Below are 16,262 nucleotides of genomic sequence, written 5' to 3' on the forward strand. Positions count from 1 at the left end.
GGGGCGGCAGCCGGCACCCTGACTTTTATGGTCGGCGGCAGCGACGCGGACTTCGACCGTGCGCAGCCGATCCTCGCGGCCATGGGCAAGAACATCGTGCACTGCGGTGCAGCCGGCAACGGCCAGGTGGCCAAGGTCGCCAACAATATGCTCTTGGGCATCTCCATGATCGGCGTCGCCGAAGCCATGGCACTGGGCGTCGCGCTGGGCATGGATGCCAAGACCCTGGCTAGCGTGATCAACACCTCCAGCGGCCGCTGCTGGAGCTCGGACACCTACAACCCCTTCCCTGGCGTGCTGGACAACGTTCCGGCCTCCCGCGGCTACAGCGGCGGCTTCGGCAGCGACCTGATGCTCAAGGACCTGGGCCTGGCCACCGAGGCCGCCAAGCAGGTGCGCCAGCCGGTGATCCTCGGCGCCCTCGCCCAGCAGCTCTACCAAAGCTTCAGCGCCCAGGGCCACGGCAACCTGGATTTCTCGGCGATCATCAATCAGTACCGCAAGGACACCTGACCATGAGTGCAACCGAACGCCCCGTGCTGGCCGCCGTACGCAACCACGTTGGCCACCTCACCCTCAACCGCCCGGCCGGGCTGAACGCGGTGACCCTGGAAATGGTCCGCCTGCTGCACCAGCAGCTCAGCGCCTGGGCTGCCGATCCGCAGATTCATGCCGTGGTACTGCGTGCCAATGGCGAAAAAGCCTTCTGCGCCGGCGGTGACATCCGTTCGCTTTACGACAGCTTCCAGCGCGGCGACACCGAGCACGAAACCTTCTTCGAGGAGGAATACGCCCTCGACCAGTACATCCATGCCTACCCGAAACCACTGCTGGCGCTGATGGACGGTTTCGTCCTCGGCGGCGGCATGGGCCTGGTCCAGGGCGCGTCGCTGCGGGTGGTTACCGAGCGCGTGCGCATGGGCATGCCGGAAGTCGGCATCGGCTATTTCCCGGATGTCGGCGGCAGCTATTTCCTCTCACGCCTGCCGGGTGAGCTTGGCACCTACATGGGCGTCACCGGCCTGCAGATCCGCGCCGCCGATGCACTGCACGTGGGCCTGGCCGACTGGTGCGTCAGCCACGATCAGATCGCCGAGCTGGATCGCTGCCTGGACCGCATGAGCTGGTCCGTTCATCCGCAGGAGGCGTTGCGCACCCTGGTGGCGACGCTGGGCAGCAACAAACTGCCGGGTTCCGAGCTGAAGACTCTGCATCAGGCCATCGATGAGCATTTCGGCAAAAGCGACGTGGCAGCGATTCGCGCATCGCTGGCCGCCGAGACGCGTCCGGAGTTCGCCGACTGGGCCGAGGAAACGCTCAAGGTGCTCGACAGCCGTTCGCCGCTGGCCATGTGCGTCACCCTGGAGATGCTGCGTCGCGGCCGCGAACTGCCGCTGGCCGACTGCTTCGCTTTGGAACTGCACCTGGACCGCCAATGGTTCGCCAAGGGCGACATCATGGAAGGCGTGCGTGCGCTGATCATCGACAAGGACAAGTCACCGCGCTGGAACCCGCCGACGCTGGCAGAGGTCACGCCGGAGCGCGTCCAGGCGTTCTTCGACGGCTTCAAGGCCACCACCGGCAAGACACGCCGCAGCGCCACGGCCTGAAGCTCTTTTGCAGCACAACAACAAGAAGAGACCGCGCAATGCATGACCTCGAACTCAGCGAAGACCAACGCATGATCCGCGACATGGCACGCGACTTCGCCCGCCGCGAGATCGCCCCCCATGCACAGGCCTGGGAAAAGGCCGGCTGGATCGACGACGCCCTGGTCGCCCAGATGGGTGAGCTTGGCCTGCTCGGCATGGTCGTCCCGGAAGAATGGGGCGGCAGCTACATCGACTACGTCGCCTACGCCCTGGCCGTGGAGGAAATCTCCGCCGGCGACGGCGCCACCGGCGCGCTGATGAGCATCCACAACTCGGTGGGTTGCGGCCCGGTGCTGAACTACGGCTCGCAGGCGCAGAAGGACGAATGGCTGGCCGAACTGGCCAGCGGTCGCGCCATCGGCTGCTTCGCCCTCACCGAACCGCAGGCCGGCTCCGAGGCGCACAACCTGCGCACCCGCGCGGAGCTGGTGGACGGTCAGTGGGTACTCAACGGAAGCAAGCAGTTTTGCAGCAATGCCAAGCGGGCGAAGTTGGCCATTGTTTTCGCGGTGACTGATCCGGACCTAGGCAAGAAGGGACTTTCCGCCTTTCTGGTGCCCACCGACACGCCCGGCTTCGCGGTGGAGCGCAGCGAACACAAGATGGGTATCCGCGCCTCGGACACCTGCGCGGTCTCGCTCAGCGACTGCCGAATCCCGCAGGCGAACCTGCTTGGCGAGCGTGGCAAGGGCCTGGCGATTGCGCTGTCGAACCTCGAAGGCGGCCGTATCGGCATCGGCGCGCAAGCCCTGGGTATCGCCCGTGCGGCCTTCGAAGCCGCCCTGCTCTATGCCCGCGAGCGCGTGCAGTTCGGCAAGCCGATCGCCGAGCACCAGAGCATCGCCAACATGCTCGCCGACATGCAGACCCAGCTGAATGCGGCACGTCTGCTGATTCTGCATGCCGCGCGGCTGAAGAGCGCCGGCCTGCCATGCCTGTCCGAAGCCTCGCAGGCCAAGCTGTTTGCCTCGGAAATGGCGGAGAAGGTCTGTTCGCAGGCGGTGCAGATCCACGGTGGCTACGGCTATCTCGAGGATTATCCGGTCGAGCGCTATTACCGCGATGCCCGTATCACGCAGATTTACGAGGGTTCGAGCGAGATCCAGCGCCTGCTGATCGCGCGGGAGCTGGCGAACTACGCGCTGTAAACGCCACTGCGTGCTGGACGAATGCCGTGCTGCAATGTGACAGCTCGGCATTCGTCACAAGGGCGCCGTCACTCGCATGGCAAAGCCAGCCTGGCTGTATCGAAGCCCACTCAATTACACAATCAATGCCCACAACGCCTGACAGCGTGGCCGCTGTCTTGCGGCCCAAATAAAAAGGGGAGCCGCTAGGCTCCCCTTCAGGTCATGTTGCTTTGTTCTTCTTCTGCTGACGGGCTTGTTGTTTTTGTTGGCAGCCCGGTCGGACATCGTCCGAGTAGCAGTCCCATAAGGGACATAAAGAACAAACGGATTATTTTGGTCGCTGATGTTGCCACTACCCTCGCGGGCTCAACCGGTTCTGGAGCTGCCTCAAGGCAGTTTTATTGTTCTCGGTCCGGTCGACAGGAAACCTGTCGGGCAATTCCTCTCCAAAAGAATCAGTTTGCTACGTCTCCCACCTGCTTGTTTTTATTGTGTCGGAGTCGCTACGTGTTGTTTTTGTTATTGGATGTGCTTTCTTGTTCTTGTTATGCCAATAACAAAGCATTCGTCGTGCCAGTTTCGATAACTCCATATTTTTCAATAGGTTACGATTTACGCATGCACAGAGAGCACAGAATTCGCGCCTGATTCGTTACCGCCCACCTCAGTGACCGTTTACGCTGTACGAAAGGAGTAACACCTTTGGGTAACCGCCTCTGTGCGCGGCGACGTGCAAAGGCGCGATAGTGATATGAAAGGGTCTGCCAGCCGATTCGCGGCTGCATAACGCAGGACACCCCGGCAGTGGTTCACTGTCAGGGTGTCTATCGCTCGATGGGCATAAAAAGGTTCTTCGGCTGGTTAGCGCCTGTGTCGTATCAGGCGTCTGCTGTCTGCACAGCAGTTTCCTTGCGTCTCGCTAGGTAATCGCAGGCCATGATGGCGAGCAAAGGGACGACACCTACACTGAGGGCAGCGTGCCAGGATCCGACGAGGGCCACAAACAGCATCCCCACGACAACGATCGCAGCGACGCAGTGGGCCAGGAAACGGCACAGTTCAAGTGCAACTACTTGTTGTTCGGCATCATTAATCATGACGTTGTACTCCCCGTTTTTGTTGTAATAAGCAGCCTCCGTTTTCATAGTAGTCAGCTGGTGCCAACTCGCAAACCAAAACCGACGTGCGGCACGTCTAGGCCGCGCTTTACGGGCGCTGCACACTACTTTGGTCGACCCCGAATGATTACTTTGAACAGTGTTGCGATATAAGCGTTATATATTCAGGAATCATTTTCCTGACTGCTTGCCCAATAATGGACGCGCTTTTTTTCGCAGCATGAAAATCGTCGACTTCGATACTCGCGCGCAAGCCTGCGTGCGTCGTAACAGTGCTTACCGTCAGCTGCGCAGCTCAGTCCCACCCCTCCTCCGCACCGCAACGTAACGTCCGCCTCGCCTTGCCTGGCGTGCGGGAAAAACGCGGAGCCGGTGCTGCCTGCAACACGCCCTCAACGTCTTGGTAAACGCCACGCTGGCGCAGATGCGGGTGCTGCGCCGCTTCTTCCAGTTCAAGCACCGGCGCGAAGCAGGCGTCGCTGCCCTCGAGCAAGGCGCACCACTCGGCTCGCGTGCGGGTCGCGAACAGCCGCTCCAGCAGCTCGCTCTGCACAGGCCATTCGCCCGGATCGGCACAGCCCACCCAGAGCGCTTCCGGTGCGTCTATTCGCTCCAGCAGCTCGTGCCAGAACTGTGGCTCCAGCGGCCCGATTGCAATCTCGCGACCATCGGCGCAGCGATAGCAACGGTAGTTCGGCGCAGCACCAGCCAGCGGATTGCGTTCGCGTTGCATGTCGATCCGCCCGCTCGGCAGCAGGCCGGCGAAGAAAGTCATCAACGACGACACGCCATCGACGATCGCCGCATCGATCACCTGTCCCTGCCCCGAACGTTCGCGCTCCCACAGCGCGGCGAGGATGCCGACGGCGAGATAGAGCGAGCCGCCGCCGAAATCGCCGACCAGATTCAACGGCGGAATCGCCGTCCCGCTCTCGCCGCGGATTGCCGCCAGCGCGCCGGTCAAGGCGATGTAGTTGATGTCGTGCCCGGCAGCCCTGGCCAACGGCCCGGTCTGCCCCCAACCGGTCATGCGTCCGTAGATCAGTTTCCGATTGCGCTGCCGCAGCTCCTCCGGCCCGAGCCCGAGCCTTTCCATCACGCCGGGCCGAAAACCCTCGATCAGCACATCGGCGGTCTGCGCCAGCTCAAGGCAGCGCGCACGCCCTGCTTCGCTGCGGATATCCAGCGTCAGCGTCTTGCGCCCACGGTCGACCACAGGGTTCGGCCAGCCGTTACCACCCTCGCGTTCGATGCGCAGCACTTCGGCGCCCATATCTGCCAACAGCATCGCGCAGTGCGGCCCTGGGCCTATCCCGGCAAACTCCAGCACGCGCAGGCCGCACAGCGGTCCGCTACGGGCATCGTCGTGTTCGTTCATGGCAAATCTCCTAGATTCACACGCACGCAGACGCGCCCCGCACCGAAGCACGGAGCGCGTATGGGTAACAGGCGTTACTGGTTCACGGCGCTGGGCTGGTTCTCTACCAGATGGTTGCGATAGCGCTCGCGCAGCACCTTCTTGTCGATCTTGCCAGTGGCGGTCAATGGCACCGCGTCGAAGATCACCGCGTCCGGCATCCACCACTTGACGATGTTCGGCTCCAGATGGGCGAGGATCGTATCTACGGTGACCTCGGCATCGACATGCGGCTCGATCACCAGTACCGGACGCTCTTCCCATTTGGGGTGGAACACGCCGACCACGGCTGCCACCTTCACACCGGGACAGGCCGCCGCGACGTTTTCGATGTCGATTGAGCTGACCCATTCGCCGCCGGACTTGATCACGTCCTTGCTGCGGTCGGTGATGCGCATGAAGCCATCGGCGTCCAGCGTGGCGATGTCACCGGTGTCGAACCAGCCATCCTCATCCAGCGCGCTCACTTCGCTGCGGTAATAGCGCTCCACCGTCCAGGGGCCGCGCACCTTGAGGCTGCCGGAACTGACGCCGTCGCACGGCAGTTCGCGTCCCTCCTCGTCGACGATCTTCAGCTCGATGCCGAATTGCAGGCGCCCCTGACGCGTCCAGATGGTGTCATTGGTGGCCTGCTGGCCACGTTCGGCCAGCTTGGGCGTCGGCGTCGCCACCACGCCCAGCGGACTGGTCTCGGTCATGCCCCACAGCTGACAGACCGCGACGCCGTACTTGGTCTGGAAGGTCTCGGCCATGGCCCGCGGAACGGCGGAACCGCCGATCACCAGACGCGCCAGGCTGCCGGAGTCCTCACCGCTACGTTCCAGATGGGCGAGGTACATGGTCCAGATGGTCGGCACGCCGCCGGACAGGGTCACGCCCTCGGTCTTGATCAGTTCCTGCAGGCTCGCGCCGTCCATCTTGTCGCACGGCAGCACGAACTTGCAGCCATTGATCGCCGCTGCGAATGGGATGCCCCAGGCGGTGCCGTGATAGAGCGACGAGCACGGCATGATGCAATCGAAGGCGGACAGGCCGAACGCGCCGGACAGGCCGGCGGCCATCGCATGCAGCACCACCGAGCGGTGGCTGTAGAGCACACCCTTGGGGTCTCCAGTGGTGCCGGAGGTGTAACAGAGCACCGCGCCTGCGTTCTCGTCGAACTGCGGCCAGTCCAGCGGCTGCTCGTCGGCGATCAGCTGCTCGTAGCCCAGAACATCCTCTAGGCCAGAACTCGGTTGCGCGGCCAGTTCAATGAAATGGCGGATATTGCCCAGACGTGGCCGCAGCCGGGCGACGCATGAAGCAAAGCTGCTGTCGAACAGCAGCACCTGACTGCCGGCGTGGTTGATGGTGTAGACGATCTGTTCGTCCGACAGCCGCGGGTTGGCCGTGTGCAGCACGGCGCCGATGCCGGGCACGGCGAAGAACAGCTCGTAGTGACGGTGAGTATTCCAGCCCAGCGACGACACGCAATCTCCGGGGCCGATGCCGAGCTTGCCCAGCATGCTGGCGGCCTGCGCCGAACGGGCGGCGAGCCCGGCATAGTCATAACGCCAGAGGGGTTCGTCGACCAGCCGCGAGACGATTTCGCGATCACCGTGAGCACGGGCGGCGTGGGTGACGATGCTGCTGATCAACAGGGGGGCGTTCTGCATCAATCCTGGTTGCATGTTTCCTACCTCTATCTTGTTTTTATTGTGCAAGTGCCGGTCGAGGAAACGGCGTTCTACCGGCACCACTGAAATCACGTATCGATGCGCCTTGGGGCACGCAGGCGCAGCTGGTTCAGCTCAGGCCGGCCCTCCGAGGTTGCGCGCGATGACCAGGCGCTGAATATCGCTGGTGCCTTCGTAGATCTGGCAGACCCGCACGTCGCGGTAGATGCGCTCCACCGGGAAGTCGGACAGGTAGCCGTAGCCACCCAGGGTCTGTATCGCTGCCGAGCAGACCTTCTCCGCCATCTCCGAGGCGAACAGCTTGGCCATCGACGCCTCCACCAATGCCGGCCGTCCGGCTTCGCGCAACGCAGCGGCGTGATGCACCATCTGCCGCGCCACGGCGATCTGGGTGGCCATGTCGGCCAGGCGGAAGGCCACGGCCTGATGCTCGATGATCGGCTTGCCGAAGGTCTCCCGGTCGCGAGCGTAATCACGCGCCGCTTCGAACGCCGCGCGCGCCATGCCCACCGCCTGGGCGGCGATGCCGATGCGTCCGCCTTCGAGATTGGCCAGGGCAATGCGATAGCCCTCGCCCTCCTCGCCCAACCGGTTGGTCACCGGCACGCGCAGGTCCTCGAATGCGATCTGGCAGGTATCCGACGCGTGCTGACCGAGCTTGTCCTCGACCCGTACCACCTGATAGCCCGGGCTGTCGGTCGGCACGATAAAGGCACTGATACCGCGCTTGCCGGCGTCCGGATCGGTCACCGCGAAGACGATCACCGTGCCGGCATGCTTGCCCGACGTGATGAACTGCTTGGCACCATTGAGCACGTAATGATCGCCGTCACGCCGGGCAAGAGTACGCAGGCTGCTGGCGTCGGAGCCGGCCTGCGGTTCGGTGAGGGCGAAGGCGCCGATCTGCTCGCCGCGTGCCAGCGGACCGAGGAAGTCGCGCTTTTGCTGGTCGTTGCCGAAACGCAGGATCGGCACGCAGCCTACCGAGTTGTGCACGCTCATGATGGTCGAGCAGGCGCCGTCACCGGCGGCGATCTCTTCCAATGCCATGGCATAGGCCAGGTAGCCGGTGTCGCTGCCACCCCACTGCTCTGGCACCAGCATGCCGAAGAAGCCGAGCGCGGCCATCTCGGCAATCGCTTCGGCGGGATAGCGATGCTCGCGACTCCACTGTTCGGCGAAAGGCCTCAGCCGTTCCTGAGCGAACTGGCGAGCCATCTCGGCGATCGCGTTTTGATCTTCATTGGGCAGCATGGATGCCTCCTCAGATCAGTTCGACGGCCATGGCCGTGGCTTCGCCGCCACCAATGCAGATCGCCGCTACGCCACGGCGCAGACCACGTGCACGAAGGGCCGAAAGCAGCGTCACCAGGATCCGCGCGCCCGAGGCACCGATGGGATGGCCGAGCGCGCAGGCACCGCCGTTGACGTTGACCTTGGCGTGGTCCAAGCCCAACTCGCGCATGCTGGCCATGGCGACGACGGCAAAGGCTTCGTTGATCTCGAACAGATCCACGTCTTCGGTGGACCAGCCGGTGCGCTCCATCAGCTTGCGGATCGCGCCAATCGGCGCTGTGGTGAACAGATTCGGTGCATCAGCGTAGGCCGCGTGGCCGTGGATCACCGCCTGTGGCTGCAGGCCCCAGCGCTCGGCTTCGGAGCGGCGCATCAGCAGCAGCGCGGCGGCACCATCGGAAATCGAGCTGGAGTTGGCCGCGGTCACCGTGCCGCCCTCGCGGAACGCCGGCTTCAGGCTGGGAATCTTTTCCGGCATAGCCTTGGGCGGCTGCTCGTCGTCGCGGATCTGCCGCTGCTGTTTGCCCTGGGTGACCTCCAGCGCAACGATCTCTTCGGCAAAACGCCCCTCACTTATGGCCACCTGAGCGCGGCGCAGGGACTCGAGCGCGTAGGCGTCCTGGGCTTCACGGCTGAAGCCGAACGCGTCGGCGCATTCCTCGGCAAAGGTGCCCATCAGCCGCCCCTTGTCGAACGAGTCTTCCAGACCGTCGAGGAACATATGGTCGAGCACCCGCCCATGCCCCATGCGATAGCCGCCACGGGCGCGGTCGAGCAGGTAAGGCGCGTTGGACATGCTTTCCATCCCGCCGGCGACGACGATATCGACACTGCCGGCGAGCAGCTGGTCGTGGGCCATGATCACCGTCTGCATGCCCGAGCCGCACATCTTGTTGACCGTGGTGCAGGTGGTGGCGCGGGTCAGCCCGGCGCTCAATGCCGCCTGGCGCGCCGGTGCCTGGCCCTGGCCGGCAGGCAGCACGCAGCCCATCAGCACGTCCTGCACGTTCTCGGCCGGCAGGCCGCTGCGTTCCACGGTGGCACGGATGGCGGCAGCACCGAGCTGCCAGGCGGTCATCCCCTGCAGGTCGCCCTGAAAACCGCCCATGGGCGTGCGCGCACTGCTGACGATTACGATCGGATCATCTTTCATCTCTGCTTCCTTCACTTGGCGGCCATGCGCAAGGCGCCGTCGAGACGGATCACCTCGCCATTGAGCATGCTGTTCTCGAAGATGTGCCGCACCAGCGCGGCGTATTCGGCCGGGTGGCCCAGGCGTGGCGGAAACGGCACGCCGGCGGCCAGCGAGTCGCGGATTTCCTGAGTCATCCCGGCCATCATCGGCGTCTCGAACACGCCGGGGGCGATGGTCATCACGCGGATGCCGAAGCGCGCCAATTCGCGGGCGGCAGGCAGGGTCATGCTGACCACCCCGCCCTTGGACGCGGCATAGGCCGCCTGGCCGATCTGCCCGTCGAAGGCAGCGATCGATGCGGTATTGATGATCGCACCGCGCTCGCCACCTTCGTCAGGCGCGTTCTCGGCCATCGCCTCGGCGGCCAGCCGCAACATGTTGAAGCTGCCGATCAGGTTGATGCCGACAATGCGACTGAAGCCGTCGAGACTATGCGGCCCGTTGCGGCCGAGGACTTTTTCGCCGCCGGCGACTCCGGCGCAGTTGACCAGCCCGTGCAACGCGCCGAAATGTTCGCGGGCGGTGGCGACGGCATGGCGCGCGGCCTGCTCATCACGAATATCGGCAGCGACACCCAAGGCGTTCGGCCCCAGCGCCTGTGCCGTTGCGTTGGCCGCGGCTTCATCCAGATCGACGAGTACGACCTTGCCGCCCGCCTCCACCAGCGCCTGCGCCGCGGCAGCGCCAAGGCCGGAGGCGCCGCCAGTAATGAGGAATACCTTGTCGCGAATCTGCATGGCGCTCTCCCGTGCTTGTTGTTATTCGGTGTGAAGCCGGGAGTTATCTTTGGACAGCAACACGGGTGCAGCAATGGTCGATGTTCTCAACCTGTCTGACCGTTTTGGCCAATGGCAAAACGCAATCACGCGAACGCCGCGGTGCGCGCCAGCGGGCTGAAGTTGGGATGCAGGTAATCAGCGCCGCGCCGGCGCCAGAATCAGATTGCGGTAGTGCCCGGGATTGATGCCCGTCCACTTGCGGAATGCCTTGTAGAACGAGCTGACATCGGCAAACCCAAGCCGCTCGGCGATCTCGCCGTAGCTGATGGCAGCATCGGCCAGCCACTCGGTGGCCATCTCCTGACGCAAGCCGTCCTTGATCGCCTGATACGGCTGCCCCGCTTCCGCCAGGCGTCGACGCAGGGTCGAGGCCGAGATGCACAGGGTCTGCGCCAGCGTCTCGCTGTCCGGCCAGCGTTCGGCGGGCAGGCTGCGCAGGTGCTGTTTGATGCGGCTGGCCAGGCTGGAGTGGTCGCGATAACGCACCAGGATGTTGGCTGGCGCTTCGGCGAGAAAGGCCAGCAATTCTGCTTCGCTACGACGGATCGGCAGATCGAGCACTTCGGCAGCGAAGATGATCCGCGTCGACGGCCGGCCGAAACGCAGGTTGTCGGAGAACATCACGCGGTAATCATCCGTGTAGTCCGGTTCGGCACAACGCAACTCGACCGCCAGCAGTGGGATACGCCGCCCCACCAGCCAGCAGGCCAGGCCGTGCAGGAGCATCCAGAAGGTGAAGTAGCAGAAGGCTCGCGCCGGCTCGGGGTTGCGTTCGCGCAGCACCACTTCAGCCAGGCTCTGGCTGCGGATCAGCTTGCCACGCAGGTTCTCCAGGCCCAGCCCGAGAAAGCTCAGTGCGTGAACCAGCGCCTTCTCCAGTGTCGGCTGCTGGATGCAGCTGCGGCTGAGAAAGACGAAGCTGCCCCAGCGCAGCCGGCGCGGGTCCATGCCGAAGAACTCGTCATCGAAGCGCCGCGCCAGGCGCAGCCAGAGTTGCGAGTAGTCGCGCACGTCCATGCGGCCGTCGGGATCTTGCAGGCAGGCGGGGTCGAGACCGATTTCCTCCAGCAGTTGCTCGGCGCTCAGCCGCGGCCCGACGAAACCCAGCAGTGCCTCGGCCACCAAACGGACGCTGATGCTGTCCCGGCGGGCTATCGCCGAGACGGCTGCCTCGTCTGCTGTCGTTTGCGCCTCGCTGGTCATGCGGCTCGGTTTCCTGCCCTGTAGTCGTTGGCCGCCATGATCGGCCAGGCACGGTCGCGCTGTCAGCCCTTGCGTCACATCCAGCCCAGGGTCAGCCCCATCACCATGAGGTAACGCGCGGTCTTCGCCAACGTGACGATCAGCAGAAAGCTCCATAGTGGCTCACGCATCACGCCGGCGACCAGGGTCAGCGGATCACCGATGATCGGCACCCAGCTGAGCAGCAAGGTCCAGCGACCGTAGCGATGGTAGCTGTGCTGCGCCTTCGTCAGTTGCCGCTCGTTGACCGGAAACCAGCGCTTGTGGCGAAAATGCTCGACGTAACGCCCGAGCAGCCAGTTCACAACCGAGCCCAGCACATTGCCGAGGCTGGCCACGGCGACCAGGGCCCAGACCATGTAGCGTTCGGAAAGAAGGAGGCCGGCGAGCACCGCCTCGGACTGCATCGGTAGCAGCGTGGCGGCACCGAACGCCGCGAGAAAAAGGCCGAGATAGCCGGAGAGCGACACCATCGATATGCAACCGTAACCATGCTGACTGACGGCGCGCAGTATGCGGGAAAGCGCATCGCTTGGGCGGTGACTGCAGCTGGGATGATGCTTGAGTAAGAACCTCCAAGCCCGCGGCGATTCACTCGCGACAGACTAGCCGGCGTCACTGTGTCACCTTGCAACAAGGCAACAGGGCAACAGGGCAACAGGGCAAATGTACATGCGGCACCCGGTGTTGCCGAGCTCGGACATTGCCATGGACGGCAGGACGGGCCGCACTGACATCACATCTCGTGAATACGGCTCACCTGACGAGCAAGACGCATGGTCTCGTGCTCTTCCATGCGTAGAAGGTCCTCGGCGAGATTGCGTGCACCATCAATTTCGGCGCGACGCGCCAAGGAGCGGTAGAGATCGATCACCTGGTTATGAATGGTGAAGATATCCAGGGAAATCTCCTCCACCGTCATGGTGTCGTAAGCCTTACAGGCCTGATTGCGCAACACGGGATTGCGTGTCAGATAGTCGTAGATCCAGGTATGCAATGCCTTCGGGTCGGCATGCTTCTCGATCTTGTCGACCGTTTCCGCCAGTGCTCTCTCGTGGTCGGCAATGTAGACCAGCAGCCATTTGGCTCGGGTCTCTTCGTGCTTGTCGGAACAGCGAGCCATGCAACGAGCCAGCATGGCATGGGTGTCGCGTGTCCAGTCGATCAGGTCTTCGAATCGCTCGATCTTCATCGCCAAAATCTCCGCTGGTAGGACGGCAAACAGCACGGCACAGGCCTGTCTCACCGGTGCCTGATTCTGTCCGCTTGCCAGGTCCGGTTACATGACGCTGATTAAGAGATTAGTCCACCCTGCTGCGCCAAGGCCGTTCACACCGCGCAACCTTGCTACAGATCATTGCCGGCCGGAAAAAGACGGTCGAGGATGGGCGTGGATTCGCAAGCCATGTGCCATCGCCCCGCCGGCGGCTAGGCCAGCACCAGGGAAGCACGCTCATGTACCACGTCGTGTCGCGCGGTGATGCTACCGCGAGGCATCGTCATGCTGCTGCAAACGGAGTGGCTGCAGTAGCAGTTTGCTAGGGGTGACCTATGCTGGACCTAGCGCCGCTGCCATGCAGCAAGGGAGAGGCAAATGAAAGCATTCCGCCAGCGCACCGTCGCCCTGCTACTAGCGCCGCTCCTGCTTGCTGGCGGCCTGGCGCAAGCATCCACCGCCAATCACGCTCGTTTCGATGCCCTGCTGGGTCCTTTCGCCAGTGGCGAAGAAGTAACGCGGGCCTGTCTGAGTTGCCACGGCAAGGCAGCCAAGCAGATCATGGCCACGCGACACTGGACCTGGGACTACATAAACCCGGATACCGGTCAGCGTCTGGGCAAGAAGACCATGCTCAATGGTTTCTGCATCGGCGACCGGTCCAACGAGGCATTCTGCCAGTCCTGCCACATTGGCTACGGTTGGAAGGACGCCAGTTTCGACTTTACTGACGAAACCAAGGTCGACTGCCTTTCCTGCCATAACACCGGCAACTACCTCAAGCTTGCGGGCCTCGCCGGGCATCCGCCGCTGGTGCGCAGCGAAACCGCACCCGGCTCAGGCAAATTCATCGAACCGGTCGACCTGGCCGCCGTGGCACGCCATGTTGGTGCAACCACACGCCGGACCTGCGGAACCTGCCATTACTACGGCGGCGGTGGCGACGGCGTGAAGCACGGCGATCTCGATTCGTCGCTCAATGCGCCGTCGCGTGAGCTGGACGTACACATGGCCGCCGAGGGTCTCGATTTCACCTGTTCGACGTGCCACGTTGCCGAGGAGCACCGGATCGCCGGCAGTCGCATCAACGTTACTGCCAGCGACCCGCACGGCGCAGTCACTCGAGGTGAGCGCAGCGAGCGCAACCGTTCGACCTGTCAGTCCTGCCATGGCGACAAGCCGCACCAGGGAAACCTGCTGCACGCCGGGCGCCTTAATGACCACACCAGCGTGCTTGCCTGCCAGAGCTGTCATATCCCGGCCTTCGCCCGCGGCGGCGTGCCTACCAAAATGGCCTGGGACTGGTCCAGCGCCGGAAGAATGGACGCCAACGGCAAGCCATTCCAGACGCGCAACGAGCGCGGTCAGGTTCTTTACGACAGCAGAAAGGGCAGTTTCGTACTCGGCGAGGATGTAGTGCCCGACTATGTCTGGTTCGACGGTCGGGTTAGCTATGTGCAACCCGATACTGTAATAGACCCAAGCACCCGGGTACCGATCAATAGCTTCCACGGCACACCGGGGGCCACTGATGCACGCATCTGGCCGGTCAAAACCTTTCACGGGCGCCAGCCTTTCGATACCGAACTCCGGACATTGCTGGTGCCGCATACCGCGATCCCGAACGATACGGCGTTCTGGTACAACTTTGATTGGGGCAAGGCCCTGCAGGCTGGAGCCGACGCTTCTGGCGCACCCTACAGCGGAAAGTTCGACTTCGTCGACACGTCGATGCTGTGGCCGATCACCCATATGGTCGCACCGAAGGAACAGGCGCTCGATTGCGCGCAATGCCATGCCAGGCAAAGCCGGCTCGGCGCTGTACCCGGCATCTGGTTGACTGGCAAGCACCACAGCCCCCTGCTCGACCGGATCGGTTTTGGGCTGGCTGGCCTCACTCTGCTGGGCGTCCTCATCCATGGCGCCTTGCGCGTACTCTCGCGCCGCCGCAGAAGGAGTCACTGACATGGGCGAGCGTCTCTACCTGTTTACCCGTTTCGAGCGCTTCTGGCACTGGTCGCAGGCCACACTGATCATCACGTTGTTGTTCAGCGGCTTCGCGGTTCATGGCAGCCACGCGTTACTGGAGTTTCGCACTGCGGTTGAAATCCACGAGGTATCAGCCTAGCTGCTGATGCTGTTGTGGGTATTCGGCATCTTCTGGCATTTCACCACCGGCCAGTGGCATCAATACACTCCCACACTGAAAAACATCGACCGGATGCTGCGCTACTACGTTCACGGCATCTTCATCGGCGCTCCTCATCCGTACAAGATCACGGTGGAGCGCAAGCACAACCCGTTGCAGCGCCTGTCGTACCTGTTCGTCAAGGTGATGATCGGCCCGTTGCTATGGCTGACCGGGCTGCTCTATCTCTTCTGGGAGCAGATGCAGGAGCAGCTCTCGCCCTGGCTCGGCTTGCAACAGGTCGCACTGCTGCACACGGCGGGCGCGTTCATGATGCTGATCTTCCTGATAGCGCATGTGTACCTGGCCACAACCGGGCGGACGCCCCTGGAACACATCAGAGCCATGGTTAGCGGTTGGGAAGAGAAGCACTGAGTGGATCAATGAGTGGATAAATACCCCCACCGGTATAAGATGACCCGAACATCTACGTTCTTTCATGTCGGAGCTTCAGATGAAATCCTCATTGATCGCCCTTTCCCTCAGCATGCTGGCTTTCGCGGCCCAGGCAGTAGAACTCGAAGTCACCCCGCAAGACGCCTACGCCCGCGCCCAACAGGAGGATGCAAAGGTCCTCTTCATCGACGTCCGCGACCCGGTGGAGATCATGTTCGTCGGCTTCACCGATGCCGTGGACACCAACATTCCGTATCTGCTCGTCAATCGGGACTCCTGGAATGACGAGCGCGGTGCGTTCCAGACCAACCGTAATCCGAAGTTCCTCGAGCAGATCCAGGCCGAACTGGACAAGCGTGGGCTGGGCGCCGACACCGAAATCATCACCATGTGCCGCTCGGGCAGCGAGCGTGGCAAACCCAGTGCGAATTTCCTGCGTGAGAACGGTTTTCCCAATGCGCGGTATGTCGTCGATGGATTTCAGGGCGCGGCGATAAAGGAAGGACCGCAGGCAGGTTTTCGCCTACAGAACGGCTGGCAGAACGCCGGCCTGCCGTGGAGCCCGAAGATGAATCCGGAAAAGATCTATCGCACCGATCGCAAGTAGAACCCTCGCGTAGCGCGGCACCTCGGCGATGAACATCGGTAACGCACACCGCCGGATCGGCCATCAGCCAAAAACGGTCACCGTTTGCCGGCTCAGCGCGACCAATTCTCCGGTTGGCGTCCACAACGCCGCGGCGCAGTGGCCGTAGCCGTCACGGGCATGCTCGATAACTGCGCGGTACATGCACCAGTCGTGGCTGTCGAGTCCAGGCAACGGCTGGATGAATTCGATGGTCCAGGTCAGTGAACTGCCGGGCGCGAAGCTCTTCAGATGCGGCAACACGGCAGGCGGCCAGGCATCGACCAGCGCCAGCAGGTGCGCTTCGGTCATCGGCTCGCGGGGTACATCAC

General features: G+C 63.1%; 17 protein-coding genes. 7 read left to right on the top strand and 10 right to left on the bottom strand.

Annotated elements, in window-relative coordinates; all coding sequences use genetic code 11:
• The 3 genes from LO50_RS15590 to LO50_RS15600 all read left to right on the top strand — a co-directional run.
• On the top strand, positions 1 to 513 hold a 513-nt coding region (locus tag LO50_RS15590; protein ID WP_044315570.1), incomplete at its 5' end, for an NAD-binding protein.
• Positions 514 to 515: 2 nt separating this feature from the next.
• Positions 516 to 1,610: an enoyl-CoA hydratase/isomerase family protein gene (locus LO50_RS15595; protein WP_044315571.1), complete on the top strand. Its 1,095-nt coding sequence runs from the start codon at positions 516 to 518 to the stop codon at positions 1,608 to 1,610.
• A gap of 38 nt (positions 1,611 to 1,648) precedes the next feature.
• Positions 1,649 to 2,800 (top strand): acyl-CoA dehydrogenase family protein, encoded by a 1,152-nt coding sequence (locus tag LO50_RS15600; RefSeq protein ID WP_044315572.1) that lies wholly within the window; start codon positions 1,649 to 1,651, stop codon positions 2,798 to 2,800.
• An 860-nt stretch (positions 2,801 to 3,660) separates the two neighbouring features.
• Here LO50_RS15600 and LO50_RS15605 read toward each other — a convergent pair.
• The 9 genes from LO50_RS15605 to LO50_RS15645 all read right to left on the bottom strand — a co-directional run bounded on the left by LO50_RS15605 (position 3,661) and on the right by LO50_RS15645 (position 12,697).
• Positions 3,661 to 3,927 carry a hypothetical protein gene (locus LO50_RS15605; RefSeq protein WP_014820432.1) on the bottom strand — a complete coding sequence of 89 codons (267 nt, stop codon included), beginning with the start codon at positions 3,925 to 3,927 and terminating at the stop codon, positions 3,661 to 3,663.
• A gap of 268 nt (positions 3,928 to 4,195) precedes the next feature.
• The gene (locus tag LO50_RS15610) at positions 4,196 to 5,278 is read right to left on the bottom strand and encodes a CaiB/BaiF CoA transferase family protein (protein WP_044315573.1); all 1,083 of its coding nucleotides are present in this window, start codon (positions 5,276 to 5,278) and stop codon (positions 4,196 to 4,198) included.
• Between the two features lie 74 nt (positions 5,279 to 5,352).
• Positions 5,353 to 6,972, bottom strand: coding sequence for a long-chain fatty acid--CoA ligase (locus LO50_RS15615; protein WP_044315574.1), 1,620 nt, complete (start codon positions 6,970 to 6,972; stop codon positions 5,353 to 5,355).
• 135 nt (positions 6,973 to 7,107) lie between these two features.
• Positions 7,108 to 8,247, bottom strand: a complete 1,140-nt coding sequence (locus tag LO50_RS15620; protein WP_044315575.1) for an acyl-CoA dehydrogenase — start codon at positions 8,245 to 8,247, stop codon at positions 7,108 to 7,110.
• Positions 8,248 to 8,257: 10 nt separating this feature from the next.
• Positions 8,258 to 9,442, bottom strand: a complete 1,185-nt coding sequence (locus LO50_RS15625) for an acetyl-CoA C-acyltransferase (RefSeq protein ID WP_044315576.1) — start codon at positions 9,440 to 9,442, stop codon at positions 8,258 to 8,260.
• A gap of 11 nt (positions 9,443 to 9,453) precedes the next feature.
• Positions 9,454 to 10,221: an SDR family NAD(P)-dependent oxidoreductase gene (locus LO50_RS15630; protein ID WP_044315577.1), complete on the bottom strand. Its 768-nt coding sequence runs from the start codon at positions 10,219 to 10,221 to the stop codon at positions 9,454 to 9,456.
• 177 nt (positions 10,222 to 10,398) lie between these two features.
• Complete coding sequence (locus LO50_RS15635) at positions 10,399 to 11,466, bottom strand: AraC family transcriptional regulator (RefSeq protein ID WP_044315578.1); 1,068 nt, start codon at positions 11,464 to 11,466, stop codon at positions 10,399 to 10,401.
• A gap of 74 nt (positions 11,467 to 11,540) precedes the next feature.
• Positions 11,541 to 11,978, bottom strand: a complete 438-nt coding sequence (locus LO50_RS15640; protein ID WP_044315579.1) for a YqaA family protein — start codon at positions 11,976 to 11,978, stop codon at positions 11,541 to 11,543.
• Positions 11,979 to 12,241: 263 nt separating this feature from the next.
• Positions 12,242 to 12,697: a hypothetical protein gene (locus LO50_RS15645; RefSeq protein WP_014820440.1), complete on the bottom strand. Its 456-nt coding sequence runs from the start codon at positions 12,695 to 12,697 to the stop codon at positions 12,242 to 12,244.
• 402 nt (positions 12,698 to 13,099) lie between these two features.
• Between LO50_RS15645 and LO50_RS15650 the strand changes: the two genes are divergently transcribed.
• From LO50_RS15650 to LO50_RS15660, 4 genes are all read left to right on the top strand, one after another.
• Positions 13,100 to 14,686, top strand: coding sequence for a tetrathionate reductase family octaheme c-type cytochrome (locus tag LO50_RS15650; protein WP_044315580.1), 1,587 nt, complete (start codon positions 13,100 to 13,102; stop codon positions 14,684 to 14,686).
• Between the two features lies 1 nt (position 14,687).
• Complete coding sequence (locus LO50_RS25405) at positions 14,688 to 14,849, top strand: cytochrome b/b6 domain-containing protein (RefSeq protein WP_236690595.1); 162 nt, start codon at positions 14,688 to 14,690, stop codon at positions 14,847 to 14,849.
• A 6-nt stretch (positions 14,850 to 14,855) separates the two neighbouring features.
• Positions 14,856 to 15,284, top strand: coding sequence for a cytochrome b/b6 domain-containing protein (locus LO50_RS15655; RefSeq protein ID WP_236690596.1), 429 nt, complete (start codon positions 14,856 to 14,858; stop codon positions 15,282 to 15,284).
• Between the two features lie 79 nt (positions 15,285 to 15,363).
• Positions 15,364 to 15,912, top strand: a complete 549-nt coding sequence (locus LO50_RS15660; protein WP_044315581.1) for a rhodanese-like domain-containing protein — start codon at positions 15,364 to 15,366, stop codon at positions 15,910 to 15,912.
• Between the two features lie 63 nt (positions 15,913 to 15,975).
• On the opposite strand, the gene LO50_RS15665 is transcribed toward LO50_RS15660, so the two are convergent.
• Positions 15,976 to 16,262 (bottom strand): acyl-CoA thioesterase (locus LO50_RS15665; RefSeq protein ID WP_044315582.1); only part of this gene is annotated, 287 nt, incomplete at its 5' end.

Source organism: Stutzerimonas stutzeri (genome assembly GCF_000935215.1).
GTDB lineage: Bacteria > Pseudomonadota > Gammaproteobacteria > Pseudomonadales > Pseudomonadaceae > Stutzerimonas.